This is a genomic window from Sphingomonas sp. 7/4-4, from assembly GCF_027941955.1.
Classification (GTDB): domain Bacteria; phylum Pseudomonadota; class Alphaproteobacteria; order Sphingomonadales; family Sphingomonadaceae; genus Sphingomonas.
Genome location: NZ_CP115960.1, coordinates 2550586 through 2572829 on the forward strand (window position 1 = coordinate 2550586; position 22244 = coordinate 2572829).

Sequence of the window (22244 nt, forward strand, 5' to 3'; positions counted from 1 at the left end):
GAGTTTCGCCAGTTGATCCTGTAGGGAACGGCCAGGGAGCGCGATGAGCCAGTTGAACGAGATGTTGCGGCATGTCCGATCCGTCCTGCGGCGGCGTGGCGTCGCGGATCAGGATGCCGAGGATCTGGTGCATGAAGCCTTTCTGAAGGTGGAGCGCTATGAGCAGCGGCATGCGGTGCGCTCGCAGGAAGCACTTCTGGTCAGGACCGCCGTGAATCTCTCGATCGACGGGGAGCGCCGCGAGCGTCGAGCCCTTTCTCGACCGGAAACATATTCACCATTGCCGATGCGACGCCGGACCCGGAACAGGTGCTGCAATCCCAGGCACGCCTGAAACATGCCGCCGCCGGGCTGGCGCGCTTGCCCGAACGTACGCGCCGCATCCTGCTCCGCCGCCGACTGGATGGGGCCAATTACGCGACGATTGCCGAAGAAGAAGGGATGTCGATCCCCGCCGTGGAGAAGCAGGTCGCCCGAGCGACCCTGGAGATGATGAACTGGATGGAGCAATGGTGATACGGTCGAAGGAGGAGCGAACGCGGGTGAACGCCGAGGCGTCGGCGTGGCTCGCCAGGCTGCATGGCCCGCGCGGCGGCGAAGCGGAAGGGCCGCTCCAGGATTGGCTCAAGGGCGACCCCGCGCACCAGGAGGCGTTCGAGCGTGCCACCGAGCTGTGGGAGCTCCTGCCAGGTGCCGCCGAACTAGATGAGGAGCCGCGGATCCCGACGACGTCGCGGCGCTTCCTGCCGCTGGCACTCGCCGCGTCGGTGGCGGTGCTCGCCGGGGCCGGCGCGATGACGCTCTATCTCGACCAGGCACCGACCTTCGACACCGGCACCGGCGAGCAGCGCACGGCGACCCTGGACGACGGCAGCCGGATCGCGCTCAACACCGACAGCCACCTCACGGTGAAATTCGACCGCGACGAACGGCAGGTCTCGCTCGATCGCGGCGAGGCGATGTTCGACGTGGCGCACGACGCCGGGCGGCCGTTCGTCGTCAGAGCCGGCGAGGAACGGATCAAGGCGCTCGGCACCAGCTTCGTCGTGCGGCGCGATGGAGATCGCGTTCGCGTCACGCTGCTGACCGGCAAGGTCGAGGTCACGCGCCTGGGCGAACGTCCGCGCTTGCTTGCCGTGCTTGCTCCGGGCGAGCGCCTGTCGGCGTCTCCGCAGGCAGTTCCGGTGCTCGACCGGCCCGTGCTCGACGCAGTCACCGCCTGGCGCCGCGGCGAGCTCCTGTTCCGCAATACGCCGCTGTCCGAGGCCGTTGCCGAAGTGAACCGCTACGGCAAGGAGCGCGTGGTGGTGAACGATGCGCGGCTGGCCGGGCTTCCCATCTCGGGCGTGTTCGCGACCGACGATCCGGCGGAATTCGCGGCCGCCGTGGCGCAACTCCACGATCTTCGGGTACAACGCGAAGGCGATACGGTGCTTTTGACGCCTTGATCACATTTCCGTGCCATCCGCAGCGTATCGCGATCCGTCGTCATCCTCCGGCGAGGCGATCCAGCGGGACATGATACGAGGCGGCACGTTGCTATCGCTGTCCGTGTTCGCGTGCATGGCGCCGACCGCCGCCGAAGCGCAGACCGCCGCCAGGTTCCGGTTCTCGCTGCCCCGCCAGGAGCTGTCCCGGTCGCTCGAAGCCGTGGCGACCATCACGCGCACCAATGTCATCTTCGTGCCGAGCGCCGCCAGGGGCCGCGTCGCCCCGGCACTCAGCGGCACCTATAGCGCCGCGGAGGCGCTGCGCCGTCTGCTGAAGGGATCGGGGCTGGGCTTCACCGTCACCGCCGGCGGTTCCTACATCATCTCGAGGCGCGCGATCGAACAGAGCGCGCATCGTGTCGCGGTCGTGCCGAAGCCGCCGCCGGTAAAGACCGAAGAGGCCGCGGACGTCGCGGACATCGTGGTCACCGGTTCGCGCATCGACACGCCCGGCTTCGAGGCGCCAACCCCGACGTCGCACGTGACCAGACAGGAACTCGACATCGGGGCGCGTTCGAATGTCGCGGCCGCATTGAACGATCTGCCGCAATTCCGGGCAACCATCTCGCCGCAGACGAGCGGAACGAATACCAGCGCGGGAATGGCGCCGGTCGACCTGCGTGGTCTCGGGATCAATCGCACGCTCGTGCTGCTCGACGGTCGGCGCTTCTCGAGCGACAACGACCTCAACACAATACCCACCATATTGATCAAGTCCGTCGACATCGTGACCGGCGGCGCGTCCGCGGCCTGGGGCTCCGGCGCGGTTGCCGGCGTGGTCAATATCGTGCTCGACGAAGAGCTCGGCGGAATCAAGCTCGGTGCCCAGGCGGGAATTTCCTCGCGAGGCGATGCGGCCGAGCACCGTTTCGAAGCGGCTGTCGGCACGGCATTCGCCGGGGGCCGCGGTCATGTGACGTTCGGTGCCGAATATCTCGACAATGACGGCGTCATTCCAAAGACCTCCCGCCCTGCAGTGGGGCGTTGGGCCAGCGTCGCCGCGGGAAACGGCAATTTCATGCTCATGCCCGACGTCGGGTTCGCCAACGCGGCGCCCGGCGGACTGATCCTGAGCGGCGTGTTGGCCGGCCAGGTCTTCAACCCGGACGGATCGCTCCGCGACTTTCGGTACGGCACGGTCGTGGGCGCGGACATGATCGGCGGCGAAGGCCCCTCGAACGACAACATCAGCGCGCTCGTCACGCCGCAGCGACGCTACAGCGCCCTCGGCCGCGCCAGCTTCATGGCGAGCGACGCCGTGAAGCTCACCGCGGAGCTGCGCCACTCGCGCATGTGGAACGACTATATCTGGTTCGGCGACCATAATCGGGGCAACATCTCCATCTCGCGGGACAATGCCTTCCTGTCGCCGGCCGTGAGCGCGCAGTTGCTTGCGGCGGGGAAGCCGGTTTTACGATGGGCCGGTTCAATTCCGACTTCCCCTTCCCCGCATCGATTTCGAGCGGGTGACGACGCAGGGCACGATCGCGCTCGACGCGACGATCGGGCCGCGCTGGCGCTTGAGCGGCTATTACAGCCATGGCGAGTATCGCAACGATATCGACACGCCCGGTTTCGTGATCGGCGCGAATTTCAACCAGGCGGTGGATGCGGTGCGCGACCCGGCGACCGGGCAGCCGGTCTGCCGCGTCAAGCGCACCGATCCTTCGAGCGCCTGCGTGCCCATCAATCTGTTCGGCGAAGGCTCTCCCTCGGCGGAAGCGCTAGCCTATGTCACCGGGACGCCGCGTCAGCGCGCTACGACGATCTTGGATGTCGGCGGGATGAGCCTGCGCGGCGAGCCGGTCACGCTCGCGGCAGGGCCGGTCTCCATCGCTGTGGGCATCGAGGCGCGCCGCGAGGCTATCCGGCAGACGGTAAGCGAACGCGATCTCGCCCGGGCCTTCCGATCGTTCAACTTCGCGCCGATTGTCGGGGGTTTCACCGTCAAGGAGGCCTTTGGCGAAATCCTCGTCCCACTGGCGCGCGACCGGCCGCTGCTGCGCAAGCTGGAGCTGAATGCGGCGGTTCGCCTGTCCGACTATGACACCACCGGCGCGATCTGGTCATGGAAGCTGGGCGCGACCAACGAATTCTTTCCAGGCTTCCGTGCGCGGTTCACCCGCTCGCGGGACATCCGGTCAGCCAATCTCGCGGAACTCTACACGCAGCTCACCGTGGGCTACAACACTCTCACTGACCCCGTGAAGAACGCAAGCGTCTATGTACTCAACCACAGCGGCGGCAACCCCGATCTCCGGCCGGAAACCGCGACCACCCTCACCGCCGGCTTTCTCTATGCGCCCCCGGCGATCCCCGGCCTTCGCCTGTCGGCCGATTATTACCGGATCCGCATCGATGATGTGATCACCATCGTCTCGGCCCAGGATCTGGTCATTCGCTGCTTCAACGGCAACCAGGCCCTGTGCGGAAACGTCGAGCGGGACGGCAACGGCAATATCACCCGCACCCTCACCTCCTATCTGAACCTGTCGGAATACAGGACCGACGGGATCGACGCCGAGCTTTCGCAGACTCTCCCCTGCGCGGGGTCGCCGGCCTGTCCGGCAATCTCGCGCTTCGGCTGCGGGCCAACTGGGTCGACAGCCTGAAGACCAATGACGGTGTCACGACGATCGAATATGTCCGCTCTCAGGGCAACTCGTTCAGCCTCGGCGTACCCAAATGGCGGATCAACAGCAGCATCGGCTACGACAGCGAGAATTTCGGCACACAGCTCCGCGCACGGTATATTTCCGCGGGCAATTACAATTCCACGATCCGGCTGCTCAACAACCATATCCCGACATATACCTACATCGACCTCCTCGCGCGGGCACGCATCGCGACCGGCCCTCGGACCAGGATGGAGATCTATGGCAATGTGACCAATCTCCTCGACAAGCAGGCGCCCAACGGATCGCTTTATTCGCCCTTCTACGATGTGATCGGCCGCTATTTTTCCATGGGCGCAAGGCTTGCCTTCTAGCGACCTGATCGCCGGATCAAGTGACGCCATCCTGTTTCATCTGCGGCCGCCGCCGCTCGCATTCGATCAATACATTGAGAAAGGCATTCACGCGTGCGCGGCGAAAGCGGGTGGCGGGTGTGACGGCATAGATGCCCCCGCTCTCGAGGCTCCAAGCGGGCAGAATTCGCACCAGGCGCCCGCTGACCAGATCGGCCTGCACCGCGTAATCGGGCAGGATCGACATGCCCGCACCGGAGCGCACGGCCTCCAGCGCACCCAGCGTAGCGTCGATGACGAGCGTCGGGGAAAATCGCACGGACCGTTGCTGTCCATCACTGTCGGTGAAGGACCAGCCGAGCGGATCGCGCAGGACGCTGTTGGCGACGAACGGCAAGTCGGCGAGTTGGTCCGGCTGAGTCCTTCCTGCCAGGCGCGCAGCCAGATCGGGCGTTCCGACCAGGAGCTGCTGGAACCCGCCGATGCGTCGCGCCAGCAAATTGCTGTCGGTCAGCCAGCCGACCCGGATCGCCAGTTCGATATCCTTCTCGACCGGATCGAGGGTCCTGTCGCTGATCACGACGTCTGCGGTGCAATCGGGGAAGCGCCGGTGGAATTCCGCGATCGCGGGAACGACGACGGCCACGCCGTAATCGAAGGGCGCCGTCAGCCGCAGCATGCCCGTGGGCGCGCGATCGTCGGCCTCCAGGCCATCAAAGGCCTCCTGGGCCTGTGACAGGATGCGCGCGCAATGCGCGTAAAGGCGCGCCCCTCCTCGGTCGGGCGTACGCTGCGCGTGGTGCGCACCAGAAGCGTCGTCTCGAATGCTTCCTCGAGCCTGGCGACCTGCTGGCTGACCACGGCCTTGGTGATGCCCAGCCGCTCGGCCGCGGCGGTGAACGAACCGGCTTCGACGACCTCCGCGAAATAGGCCATGCGCTTGAGGTTGTTGATGCCGCGATTGACGCCGTCGGTTTGATTGTATGCCCTGGGCATACGGAATGTCTATTTTCCCGACCTGTGAATTGCAATCGAAGAGGCGCATCTAGACGGCTGATCTGGAGCCATCCTGATGACCCATCGCTTCATCTACCTATTCGATCCGCTCTGCGGCTGGTGCTACGGCGCTTCAGCCGGCGTGGATACCCTCGCCTCCCGCCCCGGCGTCTCGGTCGAGCTGCTGCCGACCGGTCTGTTTTCCGGTGCCGGCGCGCGCGCTCTGGACGCGGGTATGACCAGCCACATCTGGGCGGCCGATCAGCGTATTGCCGAGCTGACGGGGGCCGCATTCACCGAGCGCTATCGCGACCAAATCCTCGCTGGCACCAGCCTGCTCGACAGCGGGCCCGCGACACTTGCCCTCACAGCGGTATCCCTCTCGGCGCCCGCTCGCGAATACGAGGCGCTGAACGCCATCCAGAAGGCGCGATATGTCGAGGGGCGCGATATTACCAACCCCGTCATTCTGGCCGAAGTGCTTGCCAGCCTGGATCTGGCCGGCGCGGCGGCGATGATCGCCGAACCTCAGGCAACTCTTCTGAATGCCAATCAGGAACGCGTGACTCGCGCGCGGGCCCTGATGCAACGCTTTGGGTTGAACGGCGTCCCGGCCCTCGTCCGTGACGACGGCCAGGATCTGGCTTTGGCCGATGCCGGCGCTCTCTATCGCAATCCACTTTCCCTTCTCGAGAAGGCTGGCGTCGCTTGACGCCCAGACCCGCTGGTTCGCGACTGTTCCTCATGCCCAACCGGAGACAGATGATGACGATGATCGCAGGCGGCGCGGCCGCAACCCTCGCCGGCCAGAGCGATGCCCTGGCAGTCGGCGCCAGACTGGAATGGAAGGCTTTCCCGGCCGGCGAGAACGGCTTCTTCCGCGCACCGGTGCTGGTTTGGGGGCCCAAGGAGGCGGTGCTGATCGACGGCGGTTTCACGCTTCCCGACGGCCGGGCGCTGGTCGAGGCGATCAAGGCCACGGGCCGCACGCTGACCACAATCTATGTCAGCCAGAGCGACCCGGATTATTATTTCAGCCTGGGGCCGATCAAGACCGCGTTCCCCGACGCGAAGGTATTGGCCGCGTCCGACACGATCACGGCGATCCAGGCCAGCGTCGAGAAGAAGCTGGCCACCTGGGGTCCGCAACTGGGCGACAATGGTCCCGGGACCCTGGCCGATATCGTCATGCCGACCGCCTTCGACGGCGATCATCTGACCGTCGACGGGCAGGCGATCCAGATTGTCCCGGCGCAGGGCCTGGCCAACCGCCGCTATCTCTGGGCACCATCGCTGTCGGCGATCTTCGGCGGCGTGCTGGTATTTTCCGGCGTCCATGTCTGGACCGCCGACACTGCGGGTGCAGAGGCGCGCGCGGCCTGGATCCGGCAATTGGATGCAATGCTGGCCCGCAAGCCGGTCGTGGTCGTGCCCGGACACATGACGCCCGCCGCGCCGACCGGCACGGCAGCATTGATCTACACCCGAGACTATCTGCTGGCCCTCGAGGAAGAGCTGGCCAGAGCCGGGGACAGCGCCGCCCTGATCGCAGCGATGACCGCCCGCTATCCGGACGCCGGCATGGGCGTGGCCCTGCAGATCGGCGCCAAGGTGGCCACCGGCGAAATGAAGTGGGGCTGAGCGGCGGGAGCGACGGCGCACCGGAATGTCATTCCCGGCATCGAAGAGCATCGACGATCACCGCCAGAGCGGGTGATTGCTGCCGACGGCTCGGAAAATAGATATGGTAGCCGGGAAAAGGCGGACACCAATCCTCCAGCACGCGCTGAAGCTTTCCAGCTTCGATCTGCGGCCCGACATAATCCTCCGGCAGATACGCGATTCCTGACCCGCCAAGCGCTGCCGCCTTTGCAAGCGCGATGTCGTTGACCACCACTTGCCCCTCGACACGGACATTGAGGGCCCGGCTGCCCTTTTCGAACTCCCAGGCGTAGAGCCCGCCAAGGGTGGGAAAACGCAGGTTGATGCAGCAATGATCCGCAAGATCGTGCGGCGTTTGCGGGATCGACCGTGTGGCGAAATAAGCCGGCGACGCGACCGCCGCCATGCGCATGTCGGGTCCGATCCGGACGGCGATCATGTCCTGGGCCACCGTCTCGCCCATCCGCACGCCGGCGTCGAACCGCTCCTCCACGATGTCGACAAAGCCCAGATTGACGCTGATCTCGACCTGGATATCCGGATAGTCGGGCAGAAGCTTTTCCAGCGCGGGCCAGAGGATCGTCTCCGCCGCATGGTCGCCCGTCGTGATCCGGATCGTGCCCGCGGGCGTGTCGCGAAGCTCGCTGAGGCGCGCGACTTCGCTCTGGATCTCGTCGAAATGCGGGCCGATCATCCGCAACAGCCGCTCACCCGCTTCGGTCGGCGCGACGCTGCGGGTCGTGCGCGTGAGGAGCCGCACGCCGACGCGTTCCTCGAGCCCGCGGATCGCGTGGCTGAGCGCCGATGGCGAGACTCCGAGCTTGGCCGCCGCACGCGTGAAGCTGCGTTCCCGGGCGATGGCCAGAAGAGCGACAAGATCGGCCATCGTCTCGCGCGCCATTATTGAATCTCTTTCAACAGTTCATGCGGTCTTTAGCGCCTAATCGAGCAACCGGGCAGGGCCTACGTTGTTGAGGCGTGCCGGCTATCGCCTCACTCGGGGCGAGGCGGCCACAGTCCAACGGAGCAGAGGAGCGCACATATGAAGCAACTCTTCGCATTGACCGCAGGAGTAACCGCCATGACTGCATCGCCCGCCGAGGCCCAGCAGCCGAATGTCGAGGGCCGCCGCTTCTCGCCCGAGCAGGTCCGTTCCGTCGCGCCTGCACTGGAGAAATACACACAGGAGCGCCTCTACGGCACGATCTGGAATCGTCCCGGCCTCAATCGCCGCGACCGCAGCCTGGTCACCGTTGCCGCGCTGATTGCACGCGGCCAGGCGCCGGCGCTCGGTTATTATGGCGACCAGGCGCTCGAGAACGGCGTCACGCCCCGCGAAATCTCCGAGACCATCGTGCACCTCGCTTATTATTCGGGTTGGGGCGATGCGATGGCCGTGGTCGGCCCGATGGGCGAGGTATTCGCAAGGCGCCGGATCGGGCGTGACCAGCTTCCACAGGAGACGCCGCAGCCTCTGCCGCTGGACGAGGCGGCCGAAACACAGCGCGCCAGGACGGTCGGCGATCAGTTCGGCTCCGTGGCGCCGGGACTGGTCGAATACACCACCGATTATCTGTTCCGCGACCTATGGCTGCGCCCCGACCTCGCCCCGCGCGATCGCAGCCTCGTGACCGTCGCCGCGCTGATCGCCTCGGGCAAGACCGGGCAGATCCCCTTCCACCTCAACCGCGCGATGGACAACGGCCTCACTCGGGAGCAGGCGGCCGAGGTCATCACCCATCTCGCTTTCTACGCCGGCTGGCCCAATGCGATGTCGGCGTTGCCGGTCGCGAAAGAGGTGTTCGCCAAGCGCGCCGAGGCCGAAGGAGCGAAGTGATCCGGGCGATGCGGAAGCATGTTTCCGGCAAAGGCCTCGCAGTCGCAGCGTTCGGGCTCGGCGCCGTGCTGGCGATTGGCGCCACGCTGCTGGCGCTCCCCGGCGAAGGCGACGCTGCGCCGATTTCGGAGCATCCGATGATCCGCATCGCGGAGCTGGACATCGATCCCGCGCAACTCGGTGCCTATAAAGCCATCCTGGCCGAGGAGCAGGAGGCTTCGGTGCGGCTGGAACCCGGCGTGCTGATGCTCCACTCGGTGCAATTGGTCGAGGATCCGACACAGATCCGGCTGCTCGAAGTCTATGCCAGCCGGGCCGTCTATGAGGCGCACATCAAGTCTCCCCACTTCCTCAAGTACAAGACCGCGACCGAGAAAATGGTGCGGTCGCTCAGGCTGGTCGACACCACGCCGATCCTGCTTTGCGCGAAAGCGAACGGCAAAGCGGGCGGACCGGCAACCTGTATGTAAAGGCGCGGCCGGACCGACCTTGGGGCATTTCGAACCGGCCCTGCAGCGAAGGCGCGAACTGCGATCTCGGCACCTGCATCATGGTGACAGAAATTGGCACCATGGGCTCGTAAGCGTCCGGCGAACGCCCCAAATGAGGTAGGCATCGTCATGAAACGCATCCAATATTACGCCTATGGCGGTCCCGAGGTCATGCAGCTGGAAGAGTTCGCACCCGAAGCGCCCGGCACGGGAGAAGTAGCGGTCGCGGTCCGCTTTGCCGCGATCAATCCGATCGACTGGAAGCTGCGCGGCGGCGGCATGAAGATCGTGACGGGGCGGTCCTTCCCCCGCGCGATGGGCGTGGACCTTGCGGGGATCGTCACTGCGATCGGCCCCAGTGTGACGCGCTTCGCAGTCGGCGACGCAGTGTTCGGGATGGCGCGATTCAAGCAGGCCGGAGCCCTGGGCGAATCGGCGATCGCCAACGAGTCCGCGCTTGCGAAGAAGCCGGACGACCTGTCCTTCGAAGACGCCGCGTCCCTGGTCACGCCGGGCGTAACCGCATGGAACGGTCTGGTCGACAAGGCGAAGCTGAAGGCCGGGCAGAGCGTGTTCGTCAACGGCTGCGGCGGCGCGGTCGGCGAGGCGGCGGTGCAGATCGCGCGCATGCTCGGCGCTCAAGTGTCGGGCAGTTGCAGCGCGGAGGCAATGGAGCGCGCCCGCGGGTTCGGGCTGCGTGCGGTGTACGATTACCGGGTCACCGATCCGGCGATGATCCCCAACAAGTTCGATGTGGTGTTCGACGCCGCCGCTACGCTCTCGACCGCGACCGGGATCGGCATGCTGCGCAAGGGCGGCATTTTCACCACCGTCGACCCGACGCCGGCGCGGTTCGTCCGCGCCGTCTTCGATCGGCGGCTGAAGCCGATCGTCGGCACGCCGCGCGCCGACCTGCTGGATACGCTGGCGCAGGCCGCCCAGGACACGGGCTTCCGCCTGCCCATCGCCGAGGTCGTGCCGCTGGCGCAGGCGATCTCGCTGATCGCCGCGATGGAGGGCGGGCGAAAGTTGCGCGGCAAAGCCATGGTGGCGATCGGATAGGATGTCGCGCAGCCACCGCCTGTTCGATCTGCTGCAGATCCTGCGCCGGCATCGCGGTACGGTGTCGGGCGCGGTGCTGGCGCGCGAGGCGGATGTCTCGTTGCGCACCATCCGCCGCGACATTGCCACCCTGCAGGCGATGGGAGCGGACATCGATGCGGAGGCGGGCGTCGGCTATATCCTGCGGCCCGGCTTCCTGCTGCCGCCGCTGTCGTTCACGCAGGAAGAGCTGCACGCCCTCGTCGTCGGCGCGCAATGGGTCAGCCGCCAGACCGACCCCGCGCTGGCGCACGCGGTCCGCAACGCACTCGCCAAGATCGACGGCGTGCTGCCACCCGAGATGCGCGAGGCGCTCGACGACAGCAGCTTCTATGTCGGCGGCACGAAGACGCTGTCCGCCGGCCTCGATCTGGCGCAATGCCGCCGGGCGCTGCGCGAACAACGCAAGATGCGGATCGCCTATCATGAAGAGGACGGCAGCACCTCGGAGCGGATCATCTGGCCGGTCATGCTCGGGTTCGTCGAAGCCGATCGCAGTATCGCCGGCTGGTGCGAGACCCGGGGCGATTACCATTTGTTCCATAGCGATCGCATCATGCATGCCGAGGTGCTGCCAGAACGCTATGCCCGCGACCGCCGGAAACTGGTCAAGGAATGGCGTGCGAGTGCGCAGCATCCCTGCGTTCGATCGAGTTGCGAATGAGCGTCCGTGACTCCAGTAGCGGATCGTTCGTGAGGAACGTCGTCACCAGCTCGACGAAGTCTTTTGCCTGCTCCACGTTCAGCATGTGAACGCCCGGCAGGAGGGCGAGCCGGGCACCTGGAATCGTCTCCGCAATCTGCTCGCTGTGGCTGGCCAGGGTCACGGTGTCGTCGATCCCGCCGATCACCAGCGTGGGAACGGTCACGAGCGCATTCGTGCGCCGCAGATCCGAGTCCCGCACGACGGCGAAGCAGCCCGCCAGTCCTTCCGGCGAAGTCGCCATCACCATCGCCCGAAACCGTTCGACGATCTCCGGCTGGTGCGTGCGCATGTGCTGCGGGAACCAGTTGGCCATGAACATGTCCGCCAATGCCGACATGTCGCGTGCGCCCAGCACCGTGTTGATGAGCGCGTCCCATTGCGGCGCCGGACCGAGATAGGGAGACGTGTTCGAGAGAATGAGGCGGTCCAGTCGCTCGGGTGCGCGCACGCCCAGCCATTGTCCGACGAAGCCTCCGAGCGACAGGCCGCAGAAATGGAACCGCCCGATGCCGAGCGCATCCGTCAGTTCCAGCACGTCGCGCCCGAGGCGATCCAGCGACCAGGCGCCGGCGGGCGCGTCGGAAAGGCCGTGTCCCCGGGTATCGTACCGCAGCACCTGGAACGTCCGCGCGAGATCGGCGATCTGGCCGTCCCACATAAGATGAGTCGTGGCGATCGAATTCGAGAGAACCAGCACCGGGCGCCCGGCCTCTCCGTCCAGCCGATAGGCGATTGTGCACCCGTCGCCGGTGATGAACGTGCGCGTTCCGGTCATGGCCTTACCTCCAATTGCCTGCAGCGGAGGGTTTACCGGTGGCCTTTGTCGGGTAGAATTACTAAGATCATAACATGACTGTAGATATTTCGGACAGGCCTGCGCAGTTCAAGCTGCACGAGTTGCGGTGCTTCGATGCCGTGGTCCGGTTGGGCAGCTTCCAGGCGGCCGCCGAAGCGCTCGGCCGCACGCATCCGTCGGTATTCGCCGCGGTCAGCAAGCTCGAAGAGCGGCTCGGCCTGGTCCTGCTGGACCGCAGCGGATATCGCGTGACGCTCACCGAAGCCGGACGCATGTTCCACGCGCGCGCCGCCGTCTCGCTGCGGGAAATTGATAAACTCGGCGCCTATGCGCGGCAATTGGCCGGAGGCGAGGAACCGGTGATCCGCGTGGTGCTCGGCGATCTCTGCCCCCGATCCCTCGTTCTGCCGATATTGTCGTCTTTCTTCGCCGCCCGGGACCGCACCCGCTTGCACCTCGATTACGAAGCGGTCGGCGGACCCGCCGAACGCCTGCGCGAAGGAACCGCCGATCTCGCCTTTCATCGATCCGATGACTCGGACGCGGGGCTGGAGCAGATCGTGCTCGGCGAGGTCCAGCTCGTTCCGGTGGCCGCGCCGGGCTTCCTGCCTTTCGAACTCGAATCCGTTACGCCGGAGCAATTGCGGCCATTCACGCAATGCGTCATCCGCGACACCGCGCGGGATAGCGCAGAGGAGCATTTCCTCATCCATGGCGCGCATCGATGCTCGGTGGCCGATCACGCAATGAAGAAGGAGCTGATCCTGCACCGCATGGGATGGGGGCACCTTCCAGGCTTCATGATCGAGGAAGAGCTACGGACCGGCGCATTGCAGAGCCTGCAGGGCCGCCATTTGCCGGGTCGGGTGGAGCGTCTGGCCGCCCTCAGGCGACGCGATCGGCTGCATGGCCCGGTCGCGGAGGCGCTGTGGCAGCATCTGACAGGTTGCGCCGCGTGATCTGCCCTCGAACGACGGGACGAAGCTCAATGCCCTTTGATCGTCGCGGAATTTGAGTACGCGACCGGTGCCGCGCGCATTGCGGAGCCGCCGGTCGCCTTGGCACTGCCGCCGAATATCGCCGTATCGAGGATTCCCGCGCGCTTGGCGACGATCGTCGGCACGAGCGCCTGGCCCGCGACGTTGACTGCGGTCCGCCCCATGTCGAGGATGGGGTCGATCGCGAGGAGCAATCCCGCCCCTCGAGCGGCAGGCCGAGCGTCGACAGCGTCAGGGTCAGCATCACGGTTGCGCCGGTCAGCCCCGCCGTCGCCGCCGAGCCGACCACCGAGACGAAAGCGATCAGCCCATAATCCGCCAGGTGCAGCGGCACGCCGTAGAATTGGGCAACGAAGATTGCCGAGATGGCCGGGTAGATCGCCGCGCAGCCGTCCATCTTGGTGGTCGCCCCGAGCGGCACCGCGAACGCGGCATAGGCTCGCGGTACGCCCAGCCGCTCTTCCGTGATCTGCTCGGTCACCGGCAACGTGCCTACCGAGGAGCGCGACACGAAGCCGAGCTGGATCGCCGGCCACGCTGCGGAGAAGAAGCGTCGCGCGCTCAGGCCGTTCGCCGCCAGCAAGAGCGGGTAGACCGCGAACAGGACAATCCCGAGCCCGAGATAGATCGCAGTGGCAAACGCGCCGAGCGCCGAGAGCGCATCCCAGCCATAGCGGACGACCGCATCTCCGATCAGCGCCGCACTGCCGACCGGCGTCAAAGCGATCACCCAGCGCAACAGCCGGCGGAAGATCGCGAGCGCAGAGGCGTTGAAGGCGAGGAACGCCGCCCCAGGCGCTCCGACGCGCACCGCGGCGGCACCGATCGCGATCGCCGTCACGATGATCTGGAGCACGTTGAAGCTGAGCCCCGTCGTCGCCTTGCCGTCGGTGATCGCAGTCGAGGCGGAGAGGCCCAGAAAGTTCGCGGGAACGACGCCCTTGAGGAAGTCGATCCACGATCCGCTGCTCGAAGGCGCGCGGGCCGCTGACGGATCCACGCCGGCGTGCAGGCCCGGCTGAATGACAAGGCCGAGCGCGATGCCGATCCCTACCGCGATCAGCGCAGTGAGCGCGAACCACAACAAGGTGCGTGAGACCAGCCGTGCGGCATTCTCGAGATCGCGGAGCGCTGCGATCGAGGCGATGATCGCGGTAAACACCAGCGGCGGCACCAGCGTCTTGAGCAACTGCACGAAAAGCTGCCCGACGGTATGAAGCGCCTCGCCAAGCGTCGCGGCAGCACCCGCGTCGCCGGCGGAGGCACGCACCCACAATCCCAGAAGCAGACCCGCGACCAGCCCGAGGGTCACCTGAGCACCGAAGCTCAGATTCGGACGGCGGGCCTGTGGCTCGGCGGCGCGGCCCGAGCTCACGGCAATGCTCTCCCGGGAGTCCCGCCCGGCACGCGACACAGGTTCATGGTCCCGACATAGTATCTAAATCCTACTATTATGATAGGAGTTAACTACTCGGCTCTAAAGTTTTTGTGTCTTCGAGCACGGAGCAAACCGTCAGAGGATCGATGCGACCGCGCAACACGCCCGTTTGCGCGCCCCGGCCGAACTGTAAGGAGCATTCAGATGCGCAATTCCCGGCTGGCGCGATCGTTCGGCGTTGCGGTCACGCTTGTGCTGATACCGCCCATCGCCTCCGCGCAAGTGCGGCCGGACCCGGCTGCCAGCGAAGTGCACGCCGAAGCGCTGGTGCTCGACGGGCACGCCGACGTCCTCCTGCCGTCGACCCCTGCGCGCTATGCATTGCCGGGAGGCGGATCGCGCGCCGATCTGCCGCATCTGACAGCGGGCGGCATCGATGCAGTGGTGTTTTCCGTCGCCGTCGGGCCGGGCGGGCGCGACCCGGCCGCAGTGGCGGTGGCGCGCGCGGAGGCCGATGCCAAGCTCGCCAAAATCAAGGCCTTCGCCGCGACCAACGCCGATCGCGTGGCGCTTGCCTATTCGCCAGCCGATGTCGAGCGGCTGCACGGCCAGGGCAAGATCGCCGTGATCATCGGCTTCCAGAATGCCCGGTCGATCGGCAAGGACCTTTCCCAGCTCGATGCCTTCTTCGGCCAGGGCGCGCGCGTGTTTGCGCTGACCCACGCCGGCCATAATGATTTCGCCGATTCCTCCCGGCCCGGCGAAGGGCCTGCCGCCGAACATGGCGGACTGTCGGATCTCGGACGGCAGGCGATCGCGCGGCTCAACGATCTGGGCGCGCTGATCGACGTCTCGCAGCTGTCGAGCGATGCGCTCGCGCAAGTGCTCAAGCTTACGCGTGCCCCAGTCGCCGCGACGCATTCGGACGCCCGAGCCCTGATCGACAACAGCCGGAACCTCACCGACGCCGAGCTCGATGCCATCAAGGCGAATGGAGGCATCGTCCAGCTGACGCCCTTCTCCGCTTATGTGCACCACACGACGCCCGCCGAGCGTGAACGGATCGGCGCGATCCGGGTTCGTCACGGGCTGCCTGCTGCGTTTGTCGGCTATACGGATGGCGTTTCGGCCTTGCCCGAGAGCAAGCGCGATGCCGTGACCGACGCGCTGGCCGCGGGTCAGCCTCGCGGCACCCTGTCCGAATTCGTCGATCATCTCGATTATGTCGCCAAACGCATCGGCTGGCAGCATGTCGGGATCGGCACCGATTTCGATCACGGCGCCGGCGTGACCGGGTTCGACAGCGAAGCCGAAGCGCCGAACGTCACGGCCGAATTGCTCCGGCGGGGCTATAGCAAGGAGCAGGTCGCCGCGATCTGGGGCGGCAATTTCCTGCGCGTCTGGCGCGAAGCGCAAGCGGCGGCGCGGCCATAGCGGCCCGCCGGCATCCAAACGCCTTTCCGACAATCTGCAAAACATGCGCTCCGAGCGCAGGGAGATGCCCATGGCCGACGAAGTTCCCGCAATCGATTTCCCCGCGACCTGAGCGTGGTCGTCGATGGCTTGAAGCAAGCCCGGCTCGACTGGCGCGCTGCCCATGCGCGGCATGCCGAGCGCGGCATCCAGTTTCCGTCGCGCCGCGCGTTGACGCGCATCCTGCGCGAACTCGGCGCCGCCCTGTTCCCGCTCCGGCTCGGTCCGCCCGAGCTGAATACGGGCAACGAGAATGCCTGGGTCGGGGCAACGCTCGAATCGACGCTTTCGCAGCTCGGCGCCCAGATCGGCCTCGAGCTGCGCATCGCCCGGCCGGAGATCTCCAGCGCCGAGGAAGGCCGCGGCGCCGAGCATATCCTGGGCGCCTTCGCAGCAAGCCTGCCCGGCATCCGCCGCGCGCTGGATGGCGATGTCGAGGCGGGGTATGCCAATGATCCCGCCGCCCGCAGCGTCGACGAGGTGCTGCTTTCCTATCCGTCGCTGGCCGCGATCATCCATCATCGGATCGCCCACCGGCTCCATAGTCTCGGCGCGCCGCTCGTCGCGCGCATCGTCGCCGAGATCGCCCATGCGGAAACCGGCATCGATATCCATCCCGCCGCGCGGATCGGCGCCAGCTTCTTCATCGACCATGGCACGGGAATCGTGATCGGCGAGACCGCAATCCTGGGGGACCGCGTTCGGCTCTACCAAGGCGTGACTCTCGGCGGCGAGCCGGTCGCGAACGGCGCGGCGCACGCCGGTGCCGAGAATGTCCGCCGGCATCCGTCGATCGGCGACGATGTCGTCATCTTCGCGGGCGCCGTGCTGCTCGGGCCGATCACGGTCGGCGCACGCACGCAGGTCGGCGGCAATGTGTGGCTCCGAACCGACGTTCCACCCGACAGCGTGGTCGAACTCGCGGAACCCGCTATACGGAGCAGACCGTGGAGCTTTGCCCGAACAGGAGTGCCCGATGTCTGACGAGACCCTGATCCTGCGCAAGTGGACCGGCGTGATCCGCAGCGACGACGAAGAAGTCTATGTCGATTATATCGCGGGCACCGGCCTCAGCGACTATGGCGCGACGCCGGGAAATCGCGGCGTACAGATGCTGCTGCGCGCGCTCGGAGACGGGCGCAGCGAAGTGACGACGTTGAGCTGGTGGGACTCGCTCGATGCGATCCGCGGGTTCGCCGGAGACGATATCGAGACCGCCCGCTACTATCCCGAGGACGATCAATATCTCCTCGAGCGTCCCGTGCATGTCGAGCATCACCGCGTCGTGCGGCGCAGCGCCTGAGGCCCTGACCGACCCGCCCATGAAACGGGCCCGCAACCCAACGTCGCGGGCCCACTCCGTTCAGAACTTCAAACGGCCGCCCAGCGAGAACACGAATGCGTGCGCGCCCTGCAGCTCGCCCGAGGTGAGGATCGGGTCTGCGCCGCTGTGCCCGGATAGGCCGCGGTCACCCGGTCGATCGTCGCATCCTTGAAGTCGACATAATTGGCGCCGGCATCGAGCGTGAAGCCCGGGGTCAGCTGATAGGAGCCGCCGACGGCGTAGTTCCAGCGATCCGAATCGGGCACGCGCGCATCGCGCTCGCCGTCGCGGGTCGGGCTCTGGGCGTGCTGGACACCGGCGCGCAGCGTCAGCTTCGACGATGCGGCATAGTCGAAGCCCGTCGCGAGGCTCCAGCTGTCGCGGTAATTTTCGGGGATCGCGGTGTTGAGCGGCGCGCCCAGGCGGATCGCGTCGAACTTGCCCCAGCCATAATGGACGACCTGGCCGTTGAGCGTGAAGCGGTCGCTCAACCGGAAGCGCGCGCCGACGATCACTTGCGACGGCGTGTAGAATTCCGCCTCGACATCCGAGAGCGACATATTCGATGCGGCGAGCGGGCCGAGCAATCCGCTGACTTCGAGATCGCCGGTGAGCGTGTGCTTGATCGCCGACTTGTAGGCGACACCGATCGTGGCGACGTCATTGTGCATCTGGAAGCCTGCGCTCCATCCGAAATCCCAGCCATTGCCCTTCAGCTCCTGCCGCCCGTCGGGAAGCGTCGCGAGGACATTGGGAAGCGCGTTGCCCAGGCTGGCATCGGTATATTCGACGTTGAGCGCCGCACCGACGCGCAGCCAGTCGGTTACCGCCACGGCGACCGAGGGCTGGATGTCGACGGTGCGCAGCTCGGTCTTGAGCGCGCTGTAGCGCGCCCAGCTCGTCTCCGGATAATCGGTGGTGAAGCTATAGGGCGAAGTCACCGCGAGGCCGACCGCGACGCGATCGCCGAGCGGGATCGCGATCGCACCCGATGGCAGGACGCCGTTGTTGATCGGATTGCGCGTCGCTGCATCGCCGCCCACCGGCGCAAAGGCCTGGCCCGGGCGGCGGATCAGCGTGCCGGTATCGGCCACTTCGCCGCGCGGCAGGATCAGCGAGCCGCTGATCGTCGCCTCGCCTTCGGTCATCCCCGCGATCGAAGCGGGGTTCCACCACAATGAGGCCGCGCCGGTATCGGCAGCCTCGCCCGAAAAGGCGCGGCCCGCGGCGCGTGCCGCCTGTTCCTGGAGGTAGAAGGCCTGGGCATTGGCCGAAGCGGCGAAACCGATCGAGCCCGCCAACGCGGTTGCGGCGGCGAGCGAAAGCTTGAGAGTCGACATGATACGCATCCTTGTACGCGGATAGGGAAAGCAAATAGGCGGCGCCTCGGCGCACGCGGGTCCAGGTCTGGGTCTTGCAGAAGGGCTTGAACACGCAGCCGCGGACCTTGAGCTGGTCGGCGCCCGACGGCGTCACGTCCGAGCCATAGGTCTTGCCGTCCTCGGCATTGTAGATCTTGCCGCCGGTCCAGTAATTGCCGCTCTGCGTGAAGCCGCTCAGGATCTGGAGCCCGCGCAGCGGCCGATTGCGCAGCGCCGCGTCGGAATTCTTGGCGTCCTTCAGGTTCGGATTGGTCCGCAGCATATCGGACGTGAGAATCCGCCCGCAGATCGAAGCGCCGCAGCGCTGGATCTCGACGATCCCGCCGCGTGTCTCGGTCTTCCAGCGGCCGATCGCCGCGTCGGCGGATTGCGATGGAGGCGCCGCCGCGACGGCCAGTCCGATCAGGGTAAGCAACATACACATCCTCTCGACACGCCTCCTTACCGGGCAGCCCGGCGGAGGTCAGGATAGCGTCGGGACCAAAGCCCCGCGCTCAGGCACGCAACCGCGCCAGGGCGCGCTGGTTCCAGAGCAAACCGACGCAATTATGTCCTTTTATGTCCGGCAAGTTGCACCGGCGGCGGTCAATCGCTGGCGAAACCGAACGGCGTCACGCCGCTTTCGCGCTCGTTCGACAGCATCGCCCGGCCGGCAGGCGGCGCGGAACGCTGCGGGCAATCGGGGCGCGTGCACGCCCGGCAACCGAGCCCGATCGGAACTGCGCGCGCCGCCAGATCGCGCCCCGACGTTACGGCAAGCGTCGCCGCCTGGTCGGCCGCGAGTCCGATGCCCATCACGAAGCGCGCGGGGACGCTCGCCACGCGCGCACCCTGCGGATGCACTGCGCGGGCCAGCGTGAACCACCGGCTGCCGTCCTCGAGCTCGACCAGATGGCTCAGGATTTCGTCGCGGGCGAACGCCTCGAAAATATTCCACAGCGGACAGATTCCCGGCCCCTCGACCAGCGGCGAGGCGCTCGCGCCGGCATAGCGTTTCGAAACCTGCCCGGCGCAATCGACTCGCAGCAGGAAGAAAGGCAGCCCGCGCGCACCCACCCGCTGGAGCGTGGTCAGCCGATGCGCGACCTGGCTGAAGCTCGCACCGAAGCGGCGCTGGAGCAATTCCACGTCATAGCCGCTCGCCTCGCACGCGCGCAGGAAGCGGGCATAAGGCATCATCACCGCGGCGGCGAAATAGCCGGTGAGATGGCGCCGGTAGAGGCGTTCGGCGGCGCGATCCAGCGCGGCACCCTTCACCAGCGCGTCGATCTCCGCCCGCGCCTCCTCGGCCAGCCGTTCGGCCAGCGCGAAGCTGCGCGCCGACGCATCGAGCATTTCCGAGAGCTGGATCTGACGCGCATGCAAGTCGAGCCGCTTCATCCGATCGGGCATCACATCGGCGGGCAGGATGCGCACCGCGAGCTGGTGCTTGACCCGCAGCCGCTCGGCCATCGCGCCGTAAAGGTCCCCCGCGGCGATGCGGAGTTCGTCCGCCAGCGCTTCGGCGGCGGCGTCGAGATCGCCGAAATGATTGCGCCAGCGTTCGATCTCGCGGCGGACCTGGCGGCCGGCATCGTCGGGCTCGGCCGCGCCCGCCGTCCCGCCGCCGATCCGGTCATAAGCGCGCGCGAACGCCTCGGCGCCGCCGGGCGCGCCCGCCAGCCATTCCTCGAGCTGGTGCCGATCGATCTCGAGATCAGCGAACAGCGGGTCGGCGAGCCGCCGCCGGAGCGCCTCGCTGCCGCCGCCCGGCTCGCTCGCGGCGAGCCTGCGCGGATCGAAGTCATAGGTCTGGGCAAGCCGCAACATCAACGTCGCCGAGACCGGGCGCTGGTTGCGCTCGACGAGATTCAGATAGCTCGCGCTCACGCCCAGCGCCTCGGCCATTGCTGCCTGGCTCAGTCCCAGCTGGCGGCGCAGCCGGCGGATCGCATGCCCGGCGAACAATTTCGCATCTGCCATTGCCTATACGCCTTGTTCCTATTATGTTCTAATTCTCGACTCGGACTCAGTTTGTAAATATATTTACATAGTTACAAGAACGGCCTGTTTTTCGACCACGTGTCAACGCTACAATTGAACGAATTTCCGACAAAAGAGTCAATTTAGCGCGCAGATCAGCTTCCGACACCGTTCACATTGTCAAGGAAGTGACATGCCGATGACGTTCGAAGATCTCGTCCCCGCCCCCAGCGGCCGCTTCGACGGCATCGTCCGTCCCTATTCGGCCGAGGACGTGACCAGGCTGCGCGGCTCGCTGCCGATCGAGCACACCATTGCCCGCCGCGGCGCGCTCAAGCTGTGGGAGTTGCTGAAGAGCGAGGATTATATCCATGCCCTCGGCGCGCTTTCGGGCAACCAGGCAATGCAGATGGTCCGCGCCGGATTGAAGGCGATCTATCTGTCCGGCTGGCAGGTCGCGGCCGATGCCAACACCGCCGGGCAGATGTATCCCGATCAGTCGCTCTACCCCGCCAATGCCGGCCCCGAACTGGCCCGGAAAATCAACGCGACGCTCCAGCGCGCCGACCAGATCGAGCATATGGAGGGCGGCGCGACCCGCGACTGGTTCGCGCCGATCGTCGCCGATGCCGAAGCCGGCTTCGGCGGTCCGCTCAACTGCTTCGAGATCATGAAGGCCTATATCGCCGCAGGCGCCGCCGGGGTGCATTATGAAGACCAGCTCGCATCGGAAAAGAAATGCGGGCACCTCGGCGGCAAGGTGCTGATCCCGACCCAGGCGCATATCCGCAACCTGGACAGCGCCCGGCTGGCGGCGGACGTGTCCGGCGTCCCGACGGTGATCTGCGCACGCACCGATGCCGAAAGCGCCAGGCTCATTACCTCGGACGTCGACGCGCGCGACCACGAGTTTCTGACGGGCGAGCGCACCGCCGAGGGCTTCTTCCGATTGAAGGAAGGCACCGGGGTCGATCATTGCATCAAGCGCGGGCTCGCCTTCGCGTCGCATGCCGACCTGCTATGGTGGGAGACGTCGAAGCCCAATCTCGACGACGCCCGCCGCTTCGCCGAGGCGATCAAGCGCGAACACCCCGAGAAGATGCTGGCCTATAATTGCTCGCCGAGCTTCAACTGGGAGAAGAATCTCGATCGCGACGACATCGCCCGTTTCCAGCGCGAATTGGGCGCGATGGGGTACAAGTTCCAGTTCGTCACGCTCGCGGGCTTCCACCAGCTCAATTACGGGATGTTCGAGCTGGCACGCGGCTACCGGGATCGCGGCATGGCAGCCTATTCGGAGCTCCAGCAGGCCGAATTCGCCGCCGAGGCAAACGGCTACACCGCGACGCGCCACCAGCGCGAAGTCGGCACCGGCTATTTCGATGCGATCGCCCAGGCGGTGGCCGGCGGCGAGAGCTCGACCACCGCGCTCGCCGAAAGCACCGAAGCCGCCCAGTTCAACAAGCAAGCTGCCTGAAAGGAGCAACTACGATGACCGGAGAACCCCAGCGCAGCCGCGCCGTCTTCTCGACCGAGGATTTCCGCCTGATCCGCGAGGCGGTCGGCACGCATCTGACCAAGATCAAGGACCAACCTGAATCGATCAAATACGCCAATCTCTATCACCGCCTCGGCCGCGTCGCCTGAGGCGAGACTTTCCTGGGGAGGAAAGGATGTCCG

The 22244-nt window shown here is 66.2% G+C and carries 24 protein-coding genes and 5 pseudogenes; 19 read left to right on the forward strand and 10 right to left on the reverse strand.

Annotated elements, in window-relative coordinates:
- Positions 1 to 43: 43 nt before the first annotated feature.
- The 3 genes from PIB19_RS12860 to PIB19_RS12870 are packed head-to-tail and all read left to right on the forward strand — an operon-like array spanning position 44 to position 1448.
- A complete protein-coding gene (locus PIB19_RS12860; protein WP_271237690.1) occupies positions 44 to 334 on the forward strand; it encodes a sigma factor in 291 nt (96 codons plus the stop codon).
- Positions 335 to 360: 26 nt separating this feature from the next.
- Positions 361 to 516 carry a sigma factor-like helix-turn-helix DNA-binding protein gene (locus PIB19_RS12865; protein WP_271237691.1) on the forward strand — a complete coding sequence of 52 codons (156 nt, stop codon included), beginning with the start codon at positions 361 to 363 and terminating at the stop codon, positions 514 to 516.
- Positions 513 to 1448 (forward strand): FecR family protein, encoded by a 936-nt coding sequence (locus PIB19_RS12870; protein WP_271237692.1) that lies wholly within the window; start codon positions 513 to 515, stop codon positions 1446 to 1448. Before PIB19_RS12865 ends, PIB19_RS12870 begins: the two co-directional genes overlap by 4 nt.
- Here the strand turns inward: PIB19_RS12870 and PIB19_RS12875 are convergent, their stop codons facing one another.
- A complete protein-coding gene (locus PIB19_RS12875) occupies positions 1449 to 1730 on the reverse strand; it encodes a hypothetical protein (protein WP_271237693.1) in 282 nt (93 codons plus the stop codon). It abuts the gene before it with no gap.
- Here PIB19_RS12875 and PIB19_RS23695 point away from each other — a divergent pair.
- Positions 1684 to 2208 (forward strand): annotated as a pseudogene (locus PIB19_RS23695) (TonB-dependent receptor plug domain-containing protein); the annotation flags it as partial. The gene PIB19_RS12875 and the pseudogene PIB19_RS23695 sit on opposite strands and share 47 nt — an antisense overlap.
- 191 nt (positions 2209 to 2399) lie before the next feature.
- On the opposite strand, the gene PIB19_RS12885 reads toward PIB19_RS23695, so the two are convergent.
- On the reverse strand, positions 2400 to 2693 hold the full coding sequence (locus PIB19_RS12885) for a hypothetical protein (protein ID WP_271237694.1): 294 nt from the start codon (positions 2691 to 2693) through the stop codon (positions 2400 to 2402).
- Positions 2694 to 3067: 374 nt separating this feature from the next.
- Here PIB19_RS12885 and PIB19_RS12890 point away from each other — a divergent pair, with 374 nt between their 5' ends.
- Both PIB19_RS12890 and PIB19_RS12895 read left to right on the forward strand, forming a co-directional pair.
- Positions 3068 to 4102 carry a TonB-dependent receptor domain-containing protein gene (locus PIB19_RS12890; protein WP_271237695.1) on the forward strand — a complete coding sequence of 345 codons (1035 nt, stop codon included), beginning with the start codon at positions 3068 to 3070 and terminating at the stop codon, positions 4100 to 4102.
- A gap of 254 nt (positions 4103 to 4356) precedes the next feature.
- The gene (locus tag PIB19_RS12895; protein ID WP_271237696.1) at positions 4357 to 4479 is read left to right on the forward strand and encodes a hypothetical protein; all 123 of its coding nucleotides are present in this window, start codon (positions 4357 to 4359) and stop codon (positions 4477 to 4479) included.
- 16 nt (positions 4480 to 4495) lie between these two features.
- Here the strand turns inward: PIB19_RS12895 and PIB19_RS12900 are convergent, their stop codons facing one another.
- Positions 4496 to 5137: a substrate binding domain-containing protein gene (locus PIB19_RS12900; RefSeq protein WP_271237697.1), complete on the reverse strand. Its 642-nt coding sequence runs from the start codon at positions 5135 to 5137 to the stop codon at positions 4496 to 4498.
- A complete protein-coding gene (locus tag PIB19_RS12905; protein WP_271237698.1) occupies positions 5125 to 5454 on the reverse strand; it encodes a LysR family transcriptional regulator in 330 nt (109 codons plus the stop codon). The genes PIB19_RS12900 and PIB19_RS12905 overlap by 13 nt, the downstream gene beginning before the upstream one ends.
- A gap of 76 nt (positions 5455 to 5530) precedes the next feature.
- On the opposite strand from PIB19_RS12905, the gene PIB19_RS12910 reads away from it, so the two are divergent.
- Both PIB19_RS12910 and PIB19_RS12915 read left to right on the forward strand, forming a co-directional pair.
- Positions 5531 to 6166, forward strand: coding sequence for a DsbA family protein (locus tag PIB19_RS12910; protein WP_271237699.1), 636 nt, complete (start codon positions 5531 to 5533; stop codon positions 6164 to 6166).
- A gap of 53 nt (positions 6167 to 6219) precedes the next feature.
- Positions 6220 to 7095 (forward strand): MBL fold metallo-hydrolase, encoded by an 876-nt coding sequence (locus tag PIB19_RS12915; RefSeq protein WP_271237700.1) that lies wholly within the window; start codon positions 6220 to 6222, stop codon positions 7093 to 7095.
- Between the two features lie 28 nt (positions 7096 to 7123).
- On the opposite strand, the gene PIB19_RS12920 is transcribed toward PIB19_RS12915, so the two are convergent.
- Positions 7124 to 8017: a LysR family transcriptional regulator gene (locus tag PIB19_RS12920; RefSeq protein ID WP_271237701.1), complete on the reverse strand. Its 894-nt coding sequence runs from the start codon at positions 8015 to 8017 to the stop codon at positions 7124 to 7126.
- Positions 8018 to 8197: 180 nt separating this feature from the next.
- Between PIB19_RS12920 and PIB19_RS12925 the strand changes: the two genes are divergently transcribed.
- From PIB19_RS12925 to PIB19_RS12940, 4 genes are all read left to right on the forward strand, one after another.
- Complete coding sequence (locus tag PIB19_RS12925; protein WP_271237702.1) at positions 8198 to 8953, forward strand: carboxymuconolactone decarboxylase family protein; 756 nt, start codon at positions 8198 to 8200, stop codon at positions 8951 to 8953.
- A gap of 8 nt (positions 8954 to 8961) precedes the next feature.
- Entirely contained in the window at positions 8962 to 9423 is a 462-nt protein-coding gene (locus PIB19_RS12930; protein WP_271237703.1) for a putative quinol monooxygenase, read from the forward strand.
- Between the two features lie 150 nt (positions 9424 to 9573).
- Positions 9574 to 10506, forward strand: coding sequence for an NAD(P)-dependent alcohol dehydrogenase (locus PIB19_RS12935; protein ID WP_271237704.1), 933 nt, complete (start codon positions 9574 to 9576; stop codon positions 10504 to 10506).
- A 1-nt stretch (position 10507) separates the two neighbouring features.
- Positions 10508 to 11209 (forward strand): helix-turn-helix transcriptional regulator, encoded by a 702-nt coding sequence (locus tag PIB19_RS12940; RefSeq protein WP_271237705.1) that lies wholly within the window; start codon positions 10508 to 10510, stop codon positions 11207 to 11209.
- Here the strand turns inward: PIB19_RS12940 and PIB19_RS12945 are convergent.
- Positions 11154 to 12026: an alpha/beta fold hydrolase gene (locus PIB19_RS12945; protein WP_271237706.1), complete on the reverse strand. Its 873-nt coding sequence runs from the start codon at positions 12024 to 12026 to the stop codon at positions 11154 to 11156. The genes PIB19_RS12940 and PIB19_RS12945 overlap by 56 nt on opposite strands.
- Positions 12027 to 12100: 74 nt before the next feature.
- On the opposite strand from PIB19_RS12945, the pseudogene PIB19_RS23700 reads away from it, so the two are divergent.
- Both PIB19_RS23700 and PIB19_RS12950 read left to right on the forward strand, forming a co-directional pair.
- Positions 12101 to 12259: pseudogene (locus PIB19_RS23700) on the forward strand (helix-turn-helix domain-containing protein); the annotation flags it as partial.
- Between the two features lie 36 nt (positions 12260 to 12295).
- Positions 12296 to 13006, forward strand: a complete 711-nt coding sequence (locus tag PIB19_RS12950) for a LysR family transcriptional regulator (protein WP_271237707.1) — start codon at positions 12296 to 12298, stop codon at positions 13004 to 13006.
- A 26-nt stretch (positions 13007 to 13032) separates the two neighbouring features.
- Here the strand turns inward: PIB19_RS12950 and PIB19_RS12955 are convergent.
- Positions 13033 to 14375, reverse strand: a pseudogene (locus PIB19_RS12955) (dicarboxylate/amino acid:cation symporter).
- 252 nt (positions 14376 to 14627) lie between these two features.
- Here PIB19_RS12955 and PIB19_RS12960 point away from each other — a divergent pair.
- From PIB19_RS12960 to PIB19_RS12970, 3 genes are all read left to right on the forward strand, one after another.
- On the forward strand, positions 14628 to 15857 hold the full coding sequence (locus PIB19_RS12960; RefSeq protein WP_271237708.1) for a dipeptidase: 1230 nt from the start codon (positions 14628 to 14630) through the stop codon (positions 15855 to 15857).
- 114 nt (positions 15858 to 15971) lie between these two features.
- The gene (gene epsC / locus PIB19_RS12965) at positions 15972 to 16880 is read left to right on the forward strand and encodes a serine O-acetyltransferase EpsC (protein WP_271237709.1); all 909 of its coding nucleotides are present in this window, start codon (positions 15972 to 15974) and stop codon (positions 16878 to 16880) included.
- The gene (locus tag PIB19_RS12970) at positions 16873 to 17199 is read left to right on the forward strand and encodes a hypothetical protein (protein WP_271237710.1); all 327 of its coding nucleotides are present in this window, start codon (positions 16873 to 16875) and stop codon (positions 17197 to 17199) included. Before epsC ends, PIB19_RS12970 begins: the two co-directional genes overlap by 8 nt.
- 60 nt (positions 17200 to 17259) lie before the next feature.
- Here PIB19_RS12970 and PIB19_RS12975 read toward each other — a convergent pair.
- From PIB19_RS12975 to PIB19_RS12985, 3 genes and pseudogenes are all read right to left on the reverse strand, one after another.
- Positions 17260 to 18560 (reverse strand): annotated as a pseudogene (locus PIB19_RS12975) (OmpP1/FadL family transporter).
- Between the two features lie 49 nt (positions 18561 to 18609).
- Positions 18610 to 19020, reverse strand: a pseudogene (locus tag PIB19_RS12980) (DUF2147 domain-containing protein); the annotation flags it as partial.
- 167 nt (positions 19021 to 19187) lie between these two features.
- Positions 19188 to 20564 (reverse strand): helix-turn-helix domain-containing protein, encoded by a 1377-nt coding sequence (locus tag PIB19_RS12985; RefSeq protein WP_271237711.1) that lies wholly within the window; start codon positions 20562 to 20564, stop codon positions 19188 to 19190.
- 199 nt (positions 20565 to 20763) lie between these two features.
- Between PIB19_RS12985 and aceA the strand changes: the two genes are divergently transcribed.
- Together aceA and PIB19_RS12995 are read left to right on the forward strand one after the other, a co-directional pair.
- The gene (aceA, locus tag PIB19_RS12990; RefSeq protein WP_271237712.1) at positions 20764 to 22041 is read left to right on the forward strand and encodes an isocitrate lyase; all 1278 of its coding nucleotides are present in this window, start codon (positions 20764 to 20766) and stop codon (positions 22039 to 22041) included.
- Positions 22042 to 22055: 14 nt separating this feature from the next.
- Entirely contained in the window at positions 22056 to 22211 is a 156-nt protein-coding gene (locus PIB19_RS12995; protein ID WP_271237713.1) for a hypothetical protein, read from the forward strand.
- The last annotated feature ends 33 nt before the right edge of the window (positions 22212 to 22244 follow it).